The sequence below is a fragment of the Micromonospora sp. RHAY321 genome (assembly GCF_023896955.1).
Lineage (GTDB): Bacteria > Actinomycetota > Actinomycetes > Mycobacteriales > Micromonosporaceae > Micromonospora.
In genome coordinates, this window is record NZ_JAMHIW010000007.1 from 80,199 (window position 1) to 97,905 (window position 17,707).

Sequence of the window (17,707 nt, forward strand, 5' to 3'; positions counted from 1 at the left end):
GCGGCGTCGACGTCACCGACCGCCCGCGGCCAGCTCGGCGAGCATCCCCTCACAGCTGCGGACGACGACCTGCGCTCCGCGCCGCTGAGCCAACGGAAGCAGGGGATCCTCCGCCCGGTCCCGCCACCGCCACTGCGCATCGGCGGCGACCTCCCAGAGCCGCTGCACCGTCGCCTCGTGCTCGACACCCAGCCGGGCGGCCAGCCCGACCCCGTCGCCCCCGATCAGCCGCTGCGCCTCGGCGACCAGCTCGGCGTCGAGCCCCAGCCGGGAGTTCCGCAGTGCCACCAGCAGGCGTAGCTCCCGGAACTCGTGCGCACCGGCGAGGATCTGCTCGATCGCGCCGACCAGCTCGTCGGCGCCACGCGTGGGCTCGGCCCGCAGCAGGGCCTCCACGGCGGCCAGCGCCGACCGGGCCTTGAGGGTGTCCCGGCGGTCGATGAAGCAGCGCGTCACCGCCTCACGCAGCTCGGTCAGACCGCTGCGCCGGATGAGTTCGGCGGAGAGCTTCACCCGGCTGTCGAAACCGGAGCGGACCAGGGTGGTCGCCAACCGGATCCCGAAGAGCCCGAACCGATCCAGCAGTTCGGCGCGGACCTCGGGTTCCAGCCGTACCGGCAGCTCGCCCCGGAGGAAGCGGTCGGCCGAGAGCAGGTGGGCCTCCAACTCCGGTCGGGCCACCCCGGCCAGCATCGCCAGCGCCGCGAAGTCGGACTCGCCGAGCACCCGGCCCGCCAGGCCGATGGCCCCACTGCACGCCACCACGTTCACGCAGAGCGCACTCACCCGCGGATCCCGGTGGTGCCGTCGGGCCAGCTGGCGGGCGGTGAGCAGCCCGTCGATGCGGCCGCCGCCGGTCTCGTCCGCCCGGGACAGCACCATGATCACGTTCACCGGGGCGGCCTGGCCGACGGCACTCTCCCTACTGGACTCCAGCACCCGCAGATCGCTGTCACGGCCGTCGCGGGTCAGGTACAACACCGCGTCCGAGTCCCGCAGCACACGCTCCATGACCGGCGGGTGGCCCTGCTCGCCGGTCTCGGTGACCGCCGGGGTGTCGATCAGCGTGACCTGCCGCAGTGCCCGGGTCGGCCACTGCACCACGATGTCGCGCACCTCCCCCGCCCGCCAGCCGAGATCCACCCGCATCCCGGTCGCCGACTTGAGCACCGTCAGCTCCTGCGGAGGCTGACCGGCCGGATAGGCGGTGGCGCGGGGCTGGGCGCCGTCCTCGTACCAGGTGAAGACGCCGTCGGCGCCCTCGACCGGCGCGACCTCCTCGCCCATCAGCGCGTTCAGCACCGTCGACTTGCCGGAACGCCAGGGGCCGGCGACCGCGATCCGCAGCGGTTGCTCCAGCCGGGCCACCTGGTGCCGCAACTCCCCCAGGGCTCGGGGGTTGCCCTGGTAGACGTCGATGGCCTGGTGCAGCAACCCCCACGCCGCCTCGTCCAGCCTCATCCCGACGGTCACGGCCGGGGCTCCAGCAGCACCGGGGCGGAACGGGCGCCGCTCAACTGCTGGGCCTGCTCGTAGAGCGCGGCCAACCGGGTCATCTTCAGTCGGATCTCGCGCTGCCGCTGCTCGCGCAGGGCGACATCGGTGTCGGCCTCCTGCTTCGCGCTACGGAACGACTGGACGATGGCCTCCTGCAACTCCTCGGTCAACCCGGTGAAGTGGTCCCGCAGCATCCGCTGCACCTGGCGGGTGGCGTCCCGGCAGTCACGGATCATCCGGACGAAGAAGTCGTCGACGTGCCGCTGGATCGCCGTCTTGACCGTCGACTGGCGACGGCGGAGCAACTGCTTGCTCTCGTCGCGGATGCTCTTGCCGCCGAAGAGCGCACCGATGCCGACCGAGACCGGGTTGATCATCGGCATTCCGGCCAGCGTCGTCGCCAGACCGAACATCAGCATGCCGCCGTACGAGCCCTTCATGCCGGTGAACAGCTTCTGACCGGTGGTGAACCGGTCGATCCTCGGCCGTTCCAACTCTGGTAGCCGGTCGCCGAAGTCCTCCGGCATCGTCATCGACCAGGGCGGCAGCACGTCGTAGCCGTACCGGGCGAAGTTGGCGGCCACCCGGCGGGCGATCCAGTCGCAGCGCTGGATCAGCCATTCGTGGTTCGCCTCGGCCGCCTCCACCAGGCTCCGCTCCAGCCAGTCCTGGAAGGTGTCCCAGGCGACCAACGGATCGGCCGTGTCGAACGCCTCGTCCACCGTGCGCAGGATCTGGCGGGTCCGGTCGCGCAGGTCGTACTCGATGTCGGAGAGCAGGTCCGCCATCTCGTCGTTGAGGGTGTTCTGCCACCGGGTGGAGCAGCGGCGCAGCTCGTCGACCTCACGCTGGGCCGCGTGCAGCCGGGAGATCGGCCCGGACTGCTCCTCGGCCTCCTGGGTCGCCAGCTCGGCGCGGAGCGGCGCGGCCAGCTGCTCCACCACCGTCCGGGCCACCCCCTGCACCGAGGCCCTGGCCAGCTGGTCGGACTTGCCGGCCAGGTCCCGCTGCAACCGGGCGATCAGCGCGGGAAAACCGGACTCGGCGTTGAGGGCGCGGTCGTCGGACGCGGCGGCGCGCAGCCGCAGCGCCGCCGAGACCGGGATCAGCGGCACCGGAGCTCCGGCCTCGGCCAGGTGCTGTCGGTTCCGCTCGGCCACCGCACGCCAGTCAGCCACGAGATCGGTCTTGCTCTGCACCACGACCACGTTCGGATGCGAGCGCAGGACGTGCAGCAGCATGTTCAGCTCGGTGACCGAGAGTTCCCGGGTGGAGTCGGAGACCAGCAGCACGGTGTCCGCGCGGGTGGGAGCGGCGATCGGTGCGGCACTGCCGAGCGTGGCGATCTCGTCGGTGCCGGGAGTGTCCACCAGCACCAGTCCGCCACCGAGCAGGGCACGGGGCAGCCCGATCTCGACGTACGCCGGGCCGCCACCGGGCCGACGCCCGACCGTGCCGGCCACCCCCGCCGCGACCTGGTTGAGCGCCACCGGGGTTCGCTCGACGATCGACGCGGGTGCGGCGCCGGTGGGCCGGCCCGGGGCCGGAGGCGGCGCCTGGACAACGGCCGCGCTGGGGGCGGCGGCGTGCTGCACCACCGTCGGCAGGACGGTGGTGCGGCCGTCGCCGACCGGGCAGGCCGGCGCGTTGATGATCGCGTTGATCAGCTGGCTCTTGCCCTGGTTCGGCTCGCCGATGACCAGGACGCGGAGCTTCGGGTCCAGCAGTTGGGCACGCCGCTGCCGCACCGTCTGCAGCAGGTCGCCTCGTCCGTGTGTGGTGCACGTCCGGGCGATTTCGTCCAGCACGTCCAACCAGATCCCGGCCATCACCGCACCAAGTGTGCGGATTTCGGCTCAATTATCAAGAGGGACCGGTTGTGGAACCCGAGAGGGCCGGATCGCCCGAGACGATCCGGCCCTCCGCTCCTACCGGGAATCCCCGTCAGAGCAGACCGCCGGTGATGCCCAGCAGTCCGTTGTCGGACGAGGCGTGCCCCCCGTCGTGCGAGTCGCCGAGCACACCGTCGGTGACCCCACCGGTCACGTCGCCGACGGTGCCGGTGACACCGGGGACGAGCCCGTCCACCTGGTGCGTCACGCCACCGACGACGGACGGCACGTCGAGCGGCGGGACCACGCCGCCGACACCGCCACCGTGACCCAGGCCCAGACCGCCCAGGGTGTCGTCGACGCCGAGGGAGCCGACGACACCGTCGAGCTGACCGGTGGTGCCGGAGATGAGACCACCGGTCAGGTCGCCGCCGAGCAGGCTCGGGTCGCCGGTGCCGAGCACGCCGACCGGGTTGCCGACCGTGCCGGTGACATCACCGATCACCGGGTCGACGATGCCGTCCACCGGCGCCACCACGTCGGCGTCGAGGGTGTGGGCCACGTCGCTGACGCCGGTCAGGTCGGTGTCGAGGCCGCTCGGACCGACACCCAGGCCGATCCCGGGCAGCACGGTGACCCCGGCGGCGACGGTCGCCGGGTCGACCGCGATGGCGCCCAGCACGCCGGCCTTGACGTCCAGGCCGGTGGGAGAGCTGGTGATGCTGATCTGCTGCGCCACGCTCTGCAGCTGACCGACCACGTCGGTGGCGTCGGTGACCAGCGGGTCGAACCCGAGCTGCCCGACGGGGGCCAGCGGCGCGAGGCCCTGCCCCGGGGCGTAGTCGACCACGAGCGGAACCACGTCCTGCACGTCGGCGGCGGTGATGTCGGTGAGCCCCGCGGCGTTCAGGGCACCCTCCGGGTCGAGGTCGAACGCCGACCGCGCGTCAGGGTTGGTCAGCAGGTCGAGCACGAAGTCGTGAAGGGTCTGGTTCGAGTCCATGTGCCGGTTCTCCTCGGATTGGCGTCGGCGACCGTCGTTCGTCGACAGTGACGTTATTGCGGGGAGCGGCCGTGGGCATCGGGGCTGCACCCGCATCCGGTGCCGCCGCGTTAGGGCCTCCGGGGACCTCCTACGTTAGGGGGACTGGGGGAAACCGTCCCGGTCAGATTAGGGTCCCGAGCGGGAGGCGATCTCTGGTACGAACGTAGGAGCCCGCGGGGTTCGCCGGGGGTGGGTCGTCGGGCAGCACCGACGCCATCGCCATCGGCCAGCCACCTCACGGGGAGAGAAGAGACGGATGCCGTACGTCCTGGGGATAGACATCGGAAACACCAACACGGCCGCCGCCGTCGCACGGCGACAGGGTACGACCTGGACGCGCCCCGAGGCGGTGCCGCTGAACGCCGGCACACCCCTCGTACCCTCGGTGTTGTACCTGTCGACGGACGGTTCCCTGCACATCGGCGAGCCCACGACCGACGACGGCAGCCGCACCACGCGCGACTTCGTCCGCCGCATCGGCGACGACGTGCCGCTGCTGCTCGGCGGCGAGCCGTGCGCACCGCAGACGCTCACCGCCGAGCTGGCGACGTGGGTGGTCGAGCGGGTGTACGAGCTGGAGGGCGGCCCGGCCGAGGCGGTCGTGCTCAGCCACCCGGCGAGCTGGCGACCGTACCGGCGGGAGTTGCTGCACCGGGCGCTGTTCGACCTCGGCCTGCGCAACGTGACGCTGCTGCCCCACACGGTCACGGTGGCCGAGAGCCACGCGGCGCACGGGTTCGGGGGCAGCACGGCCGCTGTCTACGCGCTGGGTGGCAACAGCTTCGAGGCGGCGCTGGTGCGGCGCACCCCGCGGGGCACGTACGAGAGCTTCGGCACCCCCCAGGGCCTCGACCCGATCGGCGGGGCCGACTTCGACGAGGCGCTGGCCGGGCACGTACGAACGGTGCTGGCCCGGGAGCTGGCCACCACCGCACGCCGCGACACCAACGCCGCCCTGCGCGGGCTCCTGTCGCAGTGTGACCGGGTCAAGCGTGAGCTGACCGTCGACCTGACGGCCGACGTGGTGCTGACCCTGCCGACCGGCCCGGCGCGGATTCCGGTGACCCGTGCCCAGTTCGAGGACATGATCCGCCCGACGGTGCAGGCCACCGTCGACCTCCTGCTCCGGACCGTGCGCGGTGCCGGGCTGAAGCCGGCGCAGCTCGACGGCGTCCTGCTCGCCGGCGGCTCCACCCGCATCCCGCTCGTCACCGAGCTGATCAGCGCGGCCCTTCCGGTCCCCGTCGAGGTGGAGCCGGATTCGCAGCTGACCGCCGCCACCGGTGCGGCGCGGGCGGCCTGCCAGGTGGTGTCGCCGCGTCCCCGCCGTCCGGAGCCGGTACGCGAAGCGGCGCCGGTCAGCGGCGCCGGCCGGGCACCCCTTCCGGCGCCGCGCCGCCCCCACCACGACACCACCGTCCCGGGCGATCCGCCACCCCGACCCCCGGTCCGGATCCTGCCACTCGACCTGCCGAAGGCGTCCCGCCTGGCGCTGTCTCTCAGCCGGGGACGCGAAGGATGACCACAATGATCATGAATGATGTCGCCGAATCCAGACTGGTCCTCGGCAAGGGGCCGAAGGCCCTGCTGGACACGGTCTCGGAGGACCCGACCGGCCCACTCACCGTCGGCCTGGTGGGGCCGGGCGGCCACGGCAAGTCCGCACTGCTCGCGGAACTGGCGCGGGTCCACCAGCACGCCGGGATCCCCGTACGCACCGGCGCTCCCGAGCCCGGCGACCCGGTCGCCCCCGACGCGCTGCTGCTGGTCGACGACGCGCACCTGCTCGACGACGCACGGCTCGGGGAGCTGCTGCGCCTGGTGTCCACCCGCCGGCACCGCGTCGTGGTCGCCCACCGCCCGTGGCCCCGGTCGGCGGCCCTCATGGAGCTGGCCGACACCCTGCGCCGGGACGGGCAGGCCGTCCTGCTCACCCCGTTCACCCGGGAGCAGACGGCGGCCTACCTCGACGCCGCGCCCGAGCTGGGTCGGCGGAGTGACCTGGTGGACTTCGTACAGGCGCAGACCGGCGGTGTGCCCCGGGACGTCGAGCGGCTGGCCCGTGGACTGCGCGTGCCGCACGGCAGCCCCGTCGAGCCGCCCCGGTCGGTCGTCCTGGAGTTCGGGCCGGACCTGGAGGTCCTGCCCTCCGACGTCCGACGCCTGATGCTCGCCGTCGCGGCGGGCGTGCCGCTGCCGGTGAGCATGCTCGGCGCGCTGCTGGGCCGCGAGCCGGAGGCCGTCGACGAACTGATCGCCCTGACCAGGGCGGCCGGGCTGCTCGGCGCCGACGGCCGGCTCGCGCCGATCGTGCGGCGGGCCGTCACCACGCTCAGCCCGGCCAACGATCGCGCCGCGGTCTGGCGCAGGCTCACCGAGCTTCAGCTCGCGCGGGGCGGCGCGGTGCTGCCGCTGGTCCGCTCGCTGCTCGCGGCCGGTGTGCTCGGCGACTGCCCGGCCCCGACCCTGGCGGCCGCCGCCGAGGAGGCGCTGGCCGAGGAGCCGGCCTTCGCCGCCGAACTGTTCGCCGCCGCCACGGCTGCCGGCCTGCCGGCGAGCGCCCGGCAGGCGCTCGCCGCCGCGCTCGCCGGCAACCTCGACGACGCCCTGCGGGTGGCGGACCGGCTGCTGATGACGGCCGCGCCGATCGACCGCACCGAGGCTGCCATGGTGGCCGCGACCGCCCTGGCGCACCGGGGGCACGTCGGGCGCAGCGTGGAGCTGTACCGCTGGTCGGGCACCGCGTCGTCGGTGGCGTTCGCCACCGTCGGCGGGCTCGCCTCCGGCGACCTGACCGCCGCCGCCGAGCCCGCGGCCGGCGAACCGGCCGGCGAACCGCCGACGCTGCACGCCAGCGCCGCCCGGCTGATGGCCGACGGGGTACGCGAGAGCGTCACCGGCCCACCGACGGCCGCGCTCTCCGCCCTCGTGCAGGCCGCCGCGCTGCTGGAGCCGGCCGGGCGGGCGGCACTCCTGCCGGACAGCCCGGCGGCGCTGGCCGCCCTGACGGCGGTGCACTGTGGCGAGCTGGAGATCGCCGAGCGGGTGCTGCACCGGGCCCTGGTGGCCGGTGTCGGCGGCCCCCTGATGGCCCGCCGCCACCGGCTGCTGCAGGCCTGGATCCTGATGGTCCGGGGCCAGACGCACGCCGCGGCCGAGCACCTCGCCGCGGTGACGGTCGACGGCCGGCCGTTGGAGTCACGTGATTTGCTCTTCGCCGCCGCGCTGCGGATGGGCATCGGCCGGCGCAACAGCGACCTCGGCGCGCTCAAGCGTGGCTGGGGGCAGGCGTTGGAGGCGGTGGTCCGGCACCCCGTCGACCTGTTCACGCTGCTGCCGCTGGGCGAGCTCGCCATCGCGGGCGCCCGGCTGGGTGACCTGGCCCGGCTCGATCCGTACCTGCGGGAGGGCCGGTCGCTGCTCGGCCGGCTCGGCGAGCCGGCACTGTGGAGCGTCCCGCTGCACTGGAGTGGGCTGCACGCGGCGATCCTGACCGACGAGCCCTCTGTCGCCGACGAACACGTCGCCGCCCTGCTGGCCGCCGCGGGCCACAGCAGGTACGCGGCCGTGGTCGCCGCGGCCGCCGAGAGCTGGGTGGAGGTGCTCCGGGGCGTGGTCGACCCGGTCCGGGTGGAGGCCGCCGCCCGAGGTCTGCACGACACCGGGCTGTGCTGGGACGGCGCCCGCCTCGCCGGGCAGGCCGCGATCCGGACCTCGGACCGGCGGGCGATGACCACGCTGCTGGAGTGCGCCCGGGTGCTCCAGGGCCGGCCGGCGGGCGCCAACGGCGGGCAGCGGCCGCCGGCCGGCGAGGGCGCCCCCCAGGTCGCCGACGCCATCGCCGGTCCCGCCCAGCAGGGGCTCAGCGACCGCGAGTACGAGGTGGCCGAGTTGGTGCTGGCCGGGCTGACGTACCGGGAGATCGGCGACCGGCTCTTCATCTCGGCCAAGACGGTGGAACACCATGTGGCCCGGATGCGCAACCGCCTGAACTGCGCCAACCGCGCGGAGCTGCTGGCTCTGCTGCGCACCGTCGTCGCCGACCGCGCCAGCAACGCGGCCGGGCAGCCGTGGCCGCGACGGTCGGCCCGATGAGACGACCCGGTGGACACCGGTGGACCGAGCGGAGCGGAACGTGACCGAGGACCGGCCCATCCGGATCAGGCTCGTCGCGCTGGCAGCCGTGCTGGTCACACTCTGGTCGTACGCGGCCTACCTGACCGGCCAGGACGCCGCCGACCTGCTCCGGGTACGGGCTCTGGCGGACACCCTGGGCCAACCGATCGACCGGCTGATCCTGAGCCTCCAGGCCGAACGCCGGCTCACCGCCGAGACGATCGCTCAGGGCGAGCGGGCGGGGACGGCGCTGGACGGCGCACGCCAGGGGACCGACCGGGCGGCGGCCGAGGTGCGCGCGTTCACCGAGGGCACCGATCTGCGGCTGCTCACCGCCGGAACGGTCCGCGACCGGGCCGACGCGCTGGTCCGGCGACTGAACGGCCTGGGCGCCATCCGGTCCAGGGTGGACGCCGAGCAACTCGACGGCGCCGAGGCGACCGACGGCTACGACCAGCTCGTCACCGTGGCGTTCGGTGTCTACGGCCCGGAGTGGGGCGCGTACGAGAGCGAGCTGGCGGCCGACACCCGCGCGGTGATCGCGTTGGCGCGTGCCCGCGAGCTGCTCGCCCGGGAGGACACCCTGGTCAGCGCCGCCCTGGCCGGCAACCAGATCAGTGCCGACGAGCGGCGTCGCCTGGCCGAGCTGGTCAACAACCAGCGGTACGCACGCGCCGAGGCGACCGCCGGGCTGGCGATCGACGGCCCCGGAGAGCAGGGACTCACGATGGACCCCCGGTTCGAGGGCCTGCTCGCCCTGGAGGACAGACTGCTGCGCACCGGCGGCACCGACCCCCTGAGCGGGATCACCATGCCCGACTGGCGGGCCGCGGCGGACGCCGCCCTCGGCGCCCTGCACGAGCTGGTGACGGCCACCGCCCGCAGCAGTGTCGAGCGCGCCACGCCGGGTGCGGCCGTGATCGTCGCGCGTACCGGCGCGGTGGTGGGGCTCGGTCTCATCGCGGTGATCGCGGTCCTGTTGAGCTGGGCCGGCACGATCCGGCGGCTGACCGGCGAGCTGGCCCGGTCGGGCACCGACCCCGACCGGTGGCAGCCGCCGGCCGGCCCGACCGGCACCGCGTTGACCCACCCCGGCCTCGCGGAGGACGTCGGCCCGGTCCCGACCCCGGGTCCCACGGCGGCGGAGCGCACCCAGGACCTGTTCCTGCGGGTGACCCGACGCAACCAGGTCCTGCTCCGCGACCAGCTCAATCTGCTGGACGGGATGCAGCGGCGGGAACGGGCCGCCGAGGAGGCCGACGAGCTGTTCCAACTCGACCACCTCACCACGCGCGTCCGGCGCAACGTGGAGAAGCTGGTCACCCTCGGCGGCGCGACGCCCGCCCGCCGGTGGCGGCGCCCCGTGCCACTGCTCGACATCGCGCGCGGCGCGGTCGCCGAGGTGCCGGACTACCACCGGGTTCTGATCGCGCCGCACTGGCCGTGGTCGCTCGCGGGTCCCGCCGTCACGGACGTCATCCACCTGCTGGCGGAGCTGATCGAGAACGCCCTCGTCTTCTCGTCGACGGAGACCACCGTCCGTGTCGCCGGGGAGCACCGGCCGCAGGGTTGCGCGATCGTGGTCGTCGACGACGGACCGGGCCTCGACGCGACCGCGCTGGCCGAGGCGAACCACCTGCTCGGCAACCCACCACCGGACGGACCACCCGTCGGCCCGGTGGGGCTGTACACCGCCGCCGTGCTCGCCGCCCGCTGTGGCGCCCGGATCTCGCTGCGTCCCAGCAAGCGCGGCGGGACGGCCGCGATCGTGCTGCTCCCGGCCGGCCTGGTCACGGCGACCGGCGCCGTCGGCGGTGGACGGCCCGGCACCGGCGACGGAGCGGCCACGTCGGCTCCCGCCCCCGCCTACCCGCCGGACCTGGACGGCGTCGGCGCGACCGACCCGGGCGGCCACGGCGAGCTGCCGACGCGGATCCGCCAAGCCGGGCCGAGCGGCCCCCACGCCGGCAGCGCCGGCCCCGAGACCGTCGAGCTGCCGGTCGCCAGAGCAACAAGGAGACATCGATGACGCATGCAGTGGTCACCAGCGACAGCCTGACCGGCGCCCTGGACCGCCTGGTCGACCGGGTGCACGGCGCGGAGCTCGCTGTGGTCCTCTCCCCGGACGGTCTGCCGCTCGGCGCCTCCCGGCACGTCGGGGCGAAGCTGGCCGAGCAGATCTCCGGTGTGGTCGCCGGCCTGCTGGCGCTGGGGCAGGCCACCACCCGGACGTGCGACGCGGGCGAGCTGCGTCAGATCGTGGTACAGATGTCGCGGGCGTTCCTGTTCGTCGCCACCATCCGGAACGGGACCATCCTCACCGTCCGGATCGCCGGGGACGACGCCGAGGTCGGCGACATGGCGTACGAGGTGGCGCTTTTCGTGGGGCAGGCCGAGCGACACCTGCCCGTCCGCCTGGAACCGGCCTCCTCGGCGATGAGCGGGGATTCTGGTGTACACCACCGGCGCGGCTGACGAGGCGTGGTACGACGACGACGCCGGCCCGGTCGCCCGCCCGTACACGATGACCGGTGGGCGCACCGCGCCCGAGCGCGGGCGGTTCGACCTGATCTCGCTGGTCGTCGCCCGGCGGGCGGTGACGCCTCGCGCACCGCTCTTCCCCGAACAGGCGCGGATCGTGGAGCTGTGTCACCATCCAGTGTCGGTGGCTGAGGTCGCCGCCGAGCTGGATCTGCCCCTGGGCACCGTCCGGGTCCTCCTCGGCGACCTGCTCACCGCTGGGCTGATCGAGACGCACGAACCGCCGACGCTGTCGGAGCTGCCGTCCGAGGATCTGCTCAAGGCGATCCTCGTCGGGCTTCGCGCGCTGTAAGCGGGCGGGTGCCGAGGCGACCCGGGAGGTCGCAGGCGCGCGTCCGGGACGAACTGAAGGGGAGACAGGTAGTGCCGGCAACACCGCCCCAGCCACGGCGTACCGCGGCGATCATTCTGCTGGACCGGGTCGTGGCCATCGCCTCGGCCGTCAAGCGGGCGTTCACCGGTCGCGGCGACGGCTCACGGGCCACCTGGGTGGCCGTGATCGCGGCGCTCGGGGTGCTGGTCGCGACGGCGGTCTCCGTCGTCGGTGTGCTGCGCACGCCGGAACGGCTGGCACCGGTGACCCTCGACCCGTCACCGTCCACCGACCAGGTGAGCACGCCACCGGCCGGTACGCCCCGGGCGCAGGCGAGACCGGCGGCCACGAGCCCGACCAGGCCCACTCCCCCGCCGGCCACGCCCACCGCCGAACCGTCGGCCAGCACGCACGCACCGCCGCCGTCGACGGCCTCGACGGCCTCCCCCATACCGGCGCCCCTGCGCGCCGACTTCGCCATCGCGGAGAACGCCCTGCTCAGCTACGGTGCCGCCGTGACGATCAGCAATCCCGGACCGGTGCCGGTGACAGAGTGGACACTGGTCGTCACCCTGCCCCGGGATTCGCTGCGCGTCAGCTCGGTCGAGGGCGCGCGGGCCAGCCAGGACGGTGCCGTGTGGACGTTCGTCCCGGACGGCAGCGCCGGGCAGGTGCCCGGCAGCGCCTCGGTCCGGGTGACGTTCCGGGTGAACGGCTCGACGGTCGGCTCCGCCCCCACGGCGTGCACCGTCAACGGCGCCGCATGCGCCGGCCTGCCGGACTGACCGGCCTCCCCCACCACCTTCTGATCGTCCCCAGCGCGACGGACCGCCCTAGAACGGCGGGGCCGGTTCTTCGTCCGATCCGCGCGGTGAGCGTCGCCAGTCCGCGATGGCGATGCCGAGCAGCACGATGGTGGTGGCCGCACCAGCGGCGAGCGGCGGCAGGGGAAGCGCTGCCGGCACCAGCAGCCCGAGGGCCAGCAGGCCGCCTGTCCGGGATCGGGAGACGCGGCCGAAGACCTGGAACTCGACGACCGATCGGCCGGCGAGGAAGAGTGCGGGACCACCGAAGATGGCGATGAGCCAGGTCCCGGGGAGGTCCGTGAGCGGCTCGGTGATGAACAGCTCGAATCCCACGCCGGTCAGCACGATCCCGGCGATCATGATCAGGTGGGCGAACGCCATCTCGGTGGCGAGTCGAGCGGCGTTCCGGGAGCGGCTGATGGCCTCGCCCAGCACCCGTCCCGCCCGGTGGAAGTAGATCCGCCAGAGCAGGACGGTGCTGGCCAGCGCCAGCGCCAGCGCGAAACCGAGTGTCTGCTCGGCGTGGAACCCGCTGCCGCTGAAGGTGAGCCCGATGACGAAGATCGCCTCGCCGAGCGCGATGAGGAGAAACTGTTGGTACCGCTCGGCCAGGTGCCCGGCCGCCAGCCTGCCGGCGCCGAGCCGTTGCGCACCGAGCCGGGGGGTCGGCCACCCGAGGAGCAGTCCGGTGTAGTCGACGAGCACCGCGACGGTCCAGAGCGGCCCGCGGATCGTGCCCTCCTGGACCAGCCCGCCAACGGTCCAGAGCGGCGCGCTCATGCAGAGCCAGAACAGGACCCGTATGGTTTGCCGCGAATTCGGTTGGCCGTGTCCGACGAGGTGGAAATACACCACCCGGCCGATCTGGAGGGTCACGAACGTGACGGCGAAGAGAGGGGCCCGCTCGCCGAAGCCGTCGGGCACCGCGACGGCCATCACCATGGCGCCGACCAACGTCATGATGACGACGGTCTGGACTATCGGCGTCTCCGGCTCCAGCCAACTGGTCGACCAGACCGTCAGTGACCAGAGCGCCCACAGCGCCAGGAAGAGCAGCAGGGCCTGACCGATGCCGGCGGGTACGCCTCGCTGCCCGCCGGTGAAGTCCGCGATCAACCGCGCCGAGATGCGGGTGAGCGCGAAGACGAAGACCAGGTCGAGAAAGAGCTCCAGGAAGGTGGCCCGTTCGGGGCTGGCCGCGCTGCGCAGCAGCCCCCGGTCACCGGACGCGGTCATCGGCGTGGAAGGTGCGTCGCGCGCGGGGTGTGCGGGGCGGCGGGCCACCTCAGCTGGGACCCGCCGCGCCCGTCCCGACGCCCACCTCCCGCCGTTACGGCTTGAGCACCACCTTCAGGCATTCGTCCTGCTTGTTCTTGAAGATGTCGAAGCCGTGCGGAGCGTCGTCCAGCCGCATGGTGTGGGTGATGATGAAGCTCGGGTCGATCTCGCCCTTGCGGATCCGCTCCAGGAGCGGCCGCATGTAGCGCTGCACGTGCGCCTGCCCGGACCGCATGGTCAGCGAGCGGTTCATGAACGAGCCCATCGGGAACTTGTCGATGAAGCCGCCGTAGGCGCCTATCGCCGAGATGGTGCCACCGTTGCGGCAGCTCAACACCGCCTCCCGCAGCGCGTGCGGACGGTCGGTCTCCACCTTCGTCGCCTGCTTGGCCCTGTCGTACGCGTGCAGTGCGGCCGACGCGTGGTGTCCCTCCATGCCGACGGCGTCGATGCAGGCGTCCGGCCCGCGTCCGGCCGTCATCTCCCGCAGCGCGTCCAGCACGTCGGTCTGCTCGTAGTTGATGGTCTCCGCGCCGGTGTTCTCGCGGGCGATCCGCAGGCGGTAGGGGAACCGGTCGATGACGATGACCCGTTCCGCGCCGAGCAGGAGGGCGCTGGCGGCCGCGAACTGGCCGACCGGCCCGGCACCCCAGATCGCGATGGTGTCGCCGCGTTTGATGTCGCACATCTCGGCGGCCATGTAGCCGGTGGGCAGCACGTCGGACAGGAACAGCACCTTCTCGTCCGGCAGGTCGTCCCCGATCTTGATGGTGCCGACGTCGGCGTAGGGCACCCGGGCGTACTGCGCCTGGCCGCCCGCGTAGCCGCCGAGCAGGTGCGAGTAGCCGAAGATGCCGGCGGGCGAGTGGCCCATGACCTTCTCCGCTATCGCCGCGTTGGGGTTGGAGTTCTCGCAGATCGAGTAGAGGCCGCGCTCGCAGGAGGCGCAGTTGCCGCACGCGATCGGGAAGGCCACCACCACCCGGTCACCGATGCGCAGGCCGTCCCGTACGCCCGGGCCCAACTCCACGACCTCGCCCATGAACTCGTGACCGAGCACGTCCCCCTTCTTCATCGCCGGGATGTAGCCGTGCAGAAGGTGCAGGTCGGAGCCGCAGATCGCGGTCGAGGTGATCCGCACGACGGCGTCGCGCGGGTTGAGGATCTGCGGGTCGGGCACGTTCTTGACCGCTACCTTGTTGGGCGCGATCCAGCAGTTGGCTCTCATGGTCGTCCTACCTTCCGGACCCGCGGGTCGCCAGCGGCTGAGCCGGGCGCTGCTTCACCTGTTGCTGGACGTTGCTGCCGTCCGGGCTGCCGTCAGAGCGGGTGATCTCACCGGTCTCGATCACCTGCTTGAACCTGCGCAGGTCGTCGCAGACCTGCTGCTGCGGGTTCTCGCCGAACAGCTTGGCGGCCCTGGTGCCGAGGACGCCGCCGGGCGCCCGGTAGCCGAGCTCGATGCGTACCTCGGTGCCGCGACCGCCGGCGACGGGGATGAAGCGCACCGATCCCGAGTTGGGAACCCGGGCGCCGCCGACCGACCGCCAGGAGATGAGCTGACCGGGGCGGTCGTCAACGATCTCCGCGTCCCAGCTGACGCTGCGCCCGGCCGGTGCCTTCGCCGTCCAGCGCGACCGCCGGTCACCGGTCGTCCGGACGGACTGGAGGTGGGACATGAAGCGCGGCAGGTTCTCGAAGTCGTGCCAGAACCGGTAGGCGTCCGCGGCACTGCGGTTGATCGTCACCGACGCGTACACCCGGTTCGCCTCCCGCAGGCGTCGTCCCCGGGTGGTCCGCACCGCCGTGTACAGGTCCAGCGCGGTGATTCCGGCCAACGCCCAGGTCGTGTACGTCAGGCGCTGGCGCCGTTCGCCACACCGATCCTTCATCGCCTGACCGGCGGCGGCGAGGTCGAGCACGTCGCCCGCGACCCTGCTCCACGCTCCCCAGCCCGCCCGCCGGGGAATCAACAGCGCGGCGGCGTGGCCCAGCTCCCGTACCCCGGCCACCGCGAGGACCTGCCGCGCGGTGGGCGAGTCGTCGACCCCGCACAGTCGGCTGACCTGCTCCCGGCGCGCGAGGGTGGCCACTCCCAGCCCGAGGCTGACCCAGCCCAGGAACCGGGCGAGTCCCTCCGATCCACGGTCCCGACCGGCCCGCTCGATGCCCAGGCTGTCCGTCACCGAGCGGACACCCATCGTGGTTCTTGCCATGATCACCCCTTCTGCCGTGACGGCCGCGCCGTGTCCGGGGCCGTCGCCTGACGTCGAGCCGCTGAGGGGGTACCGGCCCGCACCTCACCAGCAGATCAGCCGGAGGCCGTCCCCGCCGGCTGACTGGGAAGATGACCCCGGGCGATCGACAATCCGCCGCGGCGCTCTCCACCGCCCGCGGGCGTGTCGTGCCGGTGTCGGTGCCGGTGTCGGTGTCGTGTCGGGGCGGTGTCAGGCGACCCGCGCACGCTGTACGGCATGACAGCTGACCTGGTGATCGAGGCCGAGGGCCTCGTGAAGAACTTCGGGAAGACGAGGGCGCTTCAGGGCGTGGACCTCGCCGTGCCCAGGGGGACGGTGCTCGGGGTGCTCGGGCCCAACGGCGCCGGCAAGACCACCGCCGTGCGCATCCTCTCCACGCTCCTGAGCCCGGACGCCGGCACGGCCCGGATCGGCGGCTTCGACGTCGTGCGCGACGCCGAGCGGGTCCGGCGGAGCATCGGCCTCACCGGCCAGTACGCCTCGGTCGACGAGGATCTGACCGGGCGGCAGAACCTGGAGCTGTTCGGCACCCTGCTGGAGCTGGGGCGCACCGGCTCTCGACGGCGGGCCGCCGAGCTGCTCGACTGGTTCGACCTGACCGCCGCCGCCGACCGGCAGGCCAAGACCTACTCCGGCGGTATGCGGCGGCGGCTGGACCTGGCCGCCAGCCTCGTGGGCTCACCGGACGTGATCTTCCTGGACGAGCCGACGACCGGGCTGGACCCGGCCAAGCGCGAGGACATGTGGGACGTCGTCCGGTCGCTGGTCACGAACGGCTCGACGGTCCTGCTCACCACGCAGTACCTGGAGGAGGCCGACGCGCTGGCGGACGCGATCACGGTGATCGACCACGGCCGGGTCATCGCGTACGACACGCCGGAGGGCCTCAAGCGGGTGGTCGGGGGCCAGACGCTGGAGGTCCGGCCGTCCGACCCGGCGCACCTTTCCCGGATCGCGGCGATCCTGTCCGAGGTCGGCTCCGGCGCGCAGGCCGACGAGATCCGCAAGGGCGTGCTCGCGGTGCCGGTCAGTGACGACGCGGCCCTGACCGAGACTGTCGCGCGGTTCGCCGCCGCCGGCATCTCGGTCACCGAACTCTCCCTGCACCTGCCGAGCCTCGACGAGGTGTTCTTCACCCTCACCGGGCGTACGGCATCCGACGACGACACCACCAGCCTCACGGAGGTCGCGGCATGAGCACCCTGGTCGGCACCCCACCCCGGACGAGCTCCGTGCTCTCCACGGCCGTCCCCAACCCGCGACCGTTCCGGCTGGTCCGGCACTCGCTGGCGCTGGCCAGGCGCAGCCTCATCAAGACCTGGCGTACGCCCGAGGCGCTCATCGACGTCACGCTGCAGCCGGTGCTGTTCCTCATCATCTTCGTGTACATCTTCGGCGGCGCCGTCGCCGGTTCCACGCATGACTACCTGCAGTTCCTGCTGCCCGGAATCCTGGCGCAGACCATCGCCACCGGCGCCATCGCCATCGGCGTCAACCTCAACACCGACATCGCCAAGGGGATCTTCGACCGGTTCCGGTCGCTGCCCGTCCCCCGCTCGGCGCCACTGGTCGGCGCGGTCCTGGGCGACGTCGTCCGGTACGTGATCGTCACGGTCTCGACCCTCGCGATCGGCTACCTGCTCGGCTTCCGGATCGAGTCCGACCCGCTCCGGGCGATCGCCGGCTGCCTGCTCGCGGTGCTGTTCGCGCTCTGCCTGAGCTGGCTGCCGGTCTTCGTCTCGATGAAGGTGCGGACCCCGGGTGCCGTGCAGGGCCTGATGTTCGCGCTGATCATGCCGCTGAGCTTCGCGTCGAACGTGTTCGTCAGCGCCGAAACCCTGCCGGGCTGGATGCGGGCGTTCGTGGACGTCAACCCGATGACCCACCTGGTGGCAGCGGTACGCGGGCTGTTCCTCGGCACACCGGTCGGCTCGCACGTGTGGTGGACGCTCGCCTGGTGTGCCGGCTTCGTGGTGGTGTTCATGCCGCTGGCGCTGCGCGCGTACCGCCGGAAGATCTGA

The 17,707-nt window shown here is 73.0% G+C and carries 14 protein-coding genes; 8 read left to right on the forward strand and 6 right to left on the reverse strand.

Translation table 11 applies throughout. The features are described 5' to 3' along the window. Positions 1–12: 12 nt before the first annotated feature. The 3 genes from M8C17_RS17500 to M8C17_RS17510 all read right to left on the reverse strand — a co-directional run bounded on the left by M8C17_RS17500 (position 13) and on the right by M8C17_RS17510 (position 4,332). Positions 13–1,473, reverse strand: a complete 1,461-nt coding sequence (locus tag M8C17_RS17500) for a GTP-binding protein (RefSeq protein ID WP_252417562.1) — start codon at positions 1,471–1,473, stop codon at positions 13–15. Then, the gene (locus tag M8C17_RS17505; protein ID WP_252417720.1) at positions 1,470–3,326 is read right to left on the reverse strand and encodes a dynamin family protein; all 1,857 of its coding nucleotides are present in this window, start codon (positions 3,324–3,326) and stop codon (positions 1,470–1,472) included. Before M8C17_RS17505 ends, M8C17_RS17500 begins: the two co-directional genes overlap by 4 nt. Positions 3,327–3,441: 115 nt before the next feature. Continuing rightward, positions 3,442–4,332, reverse strand: coding sequence for an IniB N-terminal domain-containing protein (locus tag M8C17_RS17510; protein ID WP_252417563.1), 891 nt, complete (start codon positions 4,330–4,332; stop codon positions 3,442–3,444). 298 nt (positions 4,333–4,630) lie between these two features. Between M8C17_RS17510 and M8C17_RS17515 the strand changes: the two genes are divergently transcribed. The 6 genes from M8C17_RS17515 (at position 4,631) to M8C17_RS32165 (ending at position 12,129) form a co-directional block, all read left to right on the forward strand. Beyond that, positions 4,631–5,896, forward strand: coding sequence for an Hsp70 family protein (locus M8C17_RS17515; RefSeq protein ID WP_252417564.1), 1,266 nt, complete (start codon positions 4,631–4,633; stop codon positions 5,894–5,896). 5 nt (positions 5,897–5,901) lie between these two features. Beyond that, on the forward strand, positions 5,902–8,469 hold the full coding sequence (locus M8C17_RS17520; RefSeq protein ID WP_252417565.1) for a LuxR C-terminal-related transcriptional regulator: 2,568 nt from the start codon (positions 5,902–5,904) through the stop codon (positions 8,467–8,469). Between the two features lie 40 nt (positions 8,470–8,509). After that, a complete protein-coding gene (locus M8C17_RS17525) occupies positions 8,510–10,519 on the forward strand; it encodes a nitrate- and nitrite sensing domain-containing protein (protein WP_252417566.1) in 2,010 nt (669 codons plus the stop codon). Then, positions 10,516–10,965, forward strand: a complete 450-nt coding sequence (locus M8C17_RS17530) for a roadblock/LC7 domain-containing protein (protein WP_252417567.1) — start codon at positions 10,516–10,518, stop codon at positions 10,963–10,965. Before M8C17_RS17525 ends, M8C17_RS17530 begins: the two co-directional genes overlap by 4 nt. Next, positions 10,943–11,323 (forward strand): DUF742 domain-containing protein, encoded by a 381-nt coding sequence (locus tag M8C17_RS17535; protein WP_308209451.1) that lies wholly within the window; start codon positions 10,943–10,945, stop codon positions 11,321–11,323. The genes M8C17_RS17530 and M8C17_RS17535 overlap by 23 nt, the downstream gene beginning before the upstream one ends. A gap of 71 nt (positions 11,324–11,394) precedes the next feature. Next, positions 11,395–12,129, forward strand: a complete 735-nt coding sequence (locus M8C17_RS32165; RefSeq protein ID WP_252417568.1) for a cellulose binding domain-containing protein — start codon at positions 11,395–11,397, stop codon at positions 12,127–12,129. A 48-nt stretch (positions 12,130–12,177) separates the two neighbouring features. On the opposite strand, the gene M8C17_RS17545 is transcribed toward M8C17_RS32165, so the two are convergent. The 3 genes from M8C17_RS17545 to M8C17_RS17555 all read right to left on the reverse strand — a co-directional run bounded on the left by M8C17_RS17545 (position 12,178) and on the right by M8C17_RS17555 (position 15,644). Next, entirely contained in the window at positions 12,178–13,386 is a 1,209-nt protein-coding gene (locus M8C17_RS17545) for a low temperature requirement protein A (protein WP_252417569.1), read from the reverse strand. Positions 13,387–13,480: 94 nt separating this feature from the next. Further along, positions 13,481–14,656, reverse strand: a complete 1,176-nt coding sequence (locus tag M8C17_RS17550) for a zinc-dependent alcohol dehydrogenase (RefSeq protein WP_252417570.1) — start codon at positions 14,654–14,656, stop codon at positions 13,481–13,483. A 7-nt stretch (positions 14,657–14,663) separates the two neighbouring features. After that, complete coding sequence (locus M8C17_RS17555) at positions 14,664–15,644, reverse strand: SRPBCC family protein (protein WP_252417571.1); 981 nt, start codon at positions 15,642–15,644, stop codon at positions 14,664–14,666. Between the two features lie 258 nt (positions 15,645–15,902). Here M8C17_RS17555 and M8C17_RS17560 point away from each other — a divergent pair, with 258 nt between their 5' ends. Both M8C17_RS17560 and M8C17_RS17565 read left to right on the forward strand, forming a co-directional pair. Beyond that, entirely contained in the window at positions 15,903–16,883 is a 981-nt protein-coding gene (locus tag M8C17_RS17560; protein ID WP_252417572.1) for an ATP-binding cassette domain-containing protein, read from the forward strand. Beyond that, a complete protein-coding gene (locus tag M8C17_RS17565) occupies positions 16,880–17,707 on the forward strand; it encodes an ABC transporter permease (RefSeq protein ID WP_252417573.1) in 828 nt (275 codons plus the stop codon). The genes M8C17_RS17560 and M8C17_RS17565 overlap by 4 nt, the downstream gene beginning before the upstream one ends.

Bases quoted from the DNA above. Each gene is read 5' to 3' on its own strand.
- M8C17_RS17545 (WP_252417569.1), bottom strand. From the start codon at position 13,386: ATGACCGCGTCCGGTGACCGGGGGCTGCTGCGCAGCGCGGCCAGCCCC.
- M8C17_RS17505 (WP_252417720.1), bottom strand. From the start codon at position 3,326: ATGGCCGGGATCTGGTTGGACGTGCTGGACGAAATCGCCCGGACGTGC.
- M8C17_RS17520 (WP_252417565.1), top strand. From the start codon at position 5,902: ATGATCATGAATGATGTCGCCGAATCCAGACTGGTCCTCGGCAAGGGG.
- M8C17_RS17565 (WP_252417573.1), top strand. From the start codon at position 16,880: ATGAGCACCCTGGTCGGCACCCCACCCCGGACGAGCTCCGTGCTCTCC.
- M8C17_RS17560 (WP_252417572.1), top strand. From the start codon at position 15,903: ATGACAGCTGACCTGGTGATCGAGGCCGAGGGCCTCGTGAAGAACTTC.
- M8C17_RS17510 (WP_252417563.1), bottom strand. From the start codon at position 4,332: ATGGACTCGAACCAGACCCTTCACGACTTCGTGCTCGACCTGCTGACC.
- M8C17_RS17515 (WP_252417564.1), top strand. From the start codon at position 4,631: ATGCCGTACGTCCTGGGGATAGACATCGGAAACACCAACACGGCCGCC.
- M8C17_RS17530 (WP_252417567.1), top strand. From the start codon at position 10,516: ATGACGCATGCAGTGGTCACCAGCGACAGCCTGACCGGCGCCCTGGAC.
- M8C17_RS17555 (WP_252417571.1), bottom strand. From the start codon at position 15,644: ATGGCAAGAACCACGATGGGTGTCCGCTCGGTGACGGACAGCCTGGGC.
- M8C17_RS17550 (WP_252417570.1), bottom strand. From the start codon at position 14,656: ATGAGAGCCAACTGCTGGATCGCGCCCAACAAGGTAGCGGTCAAGAAC.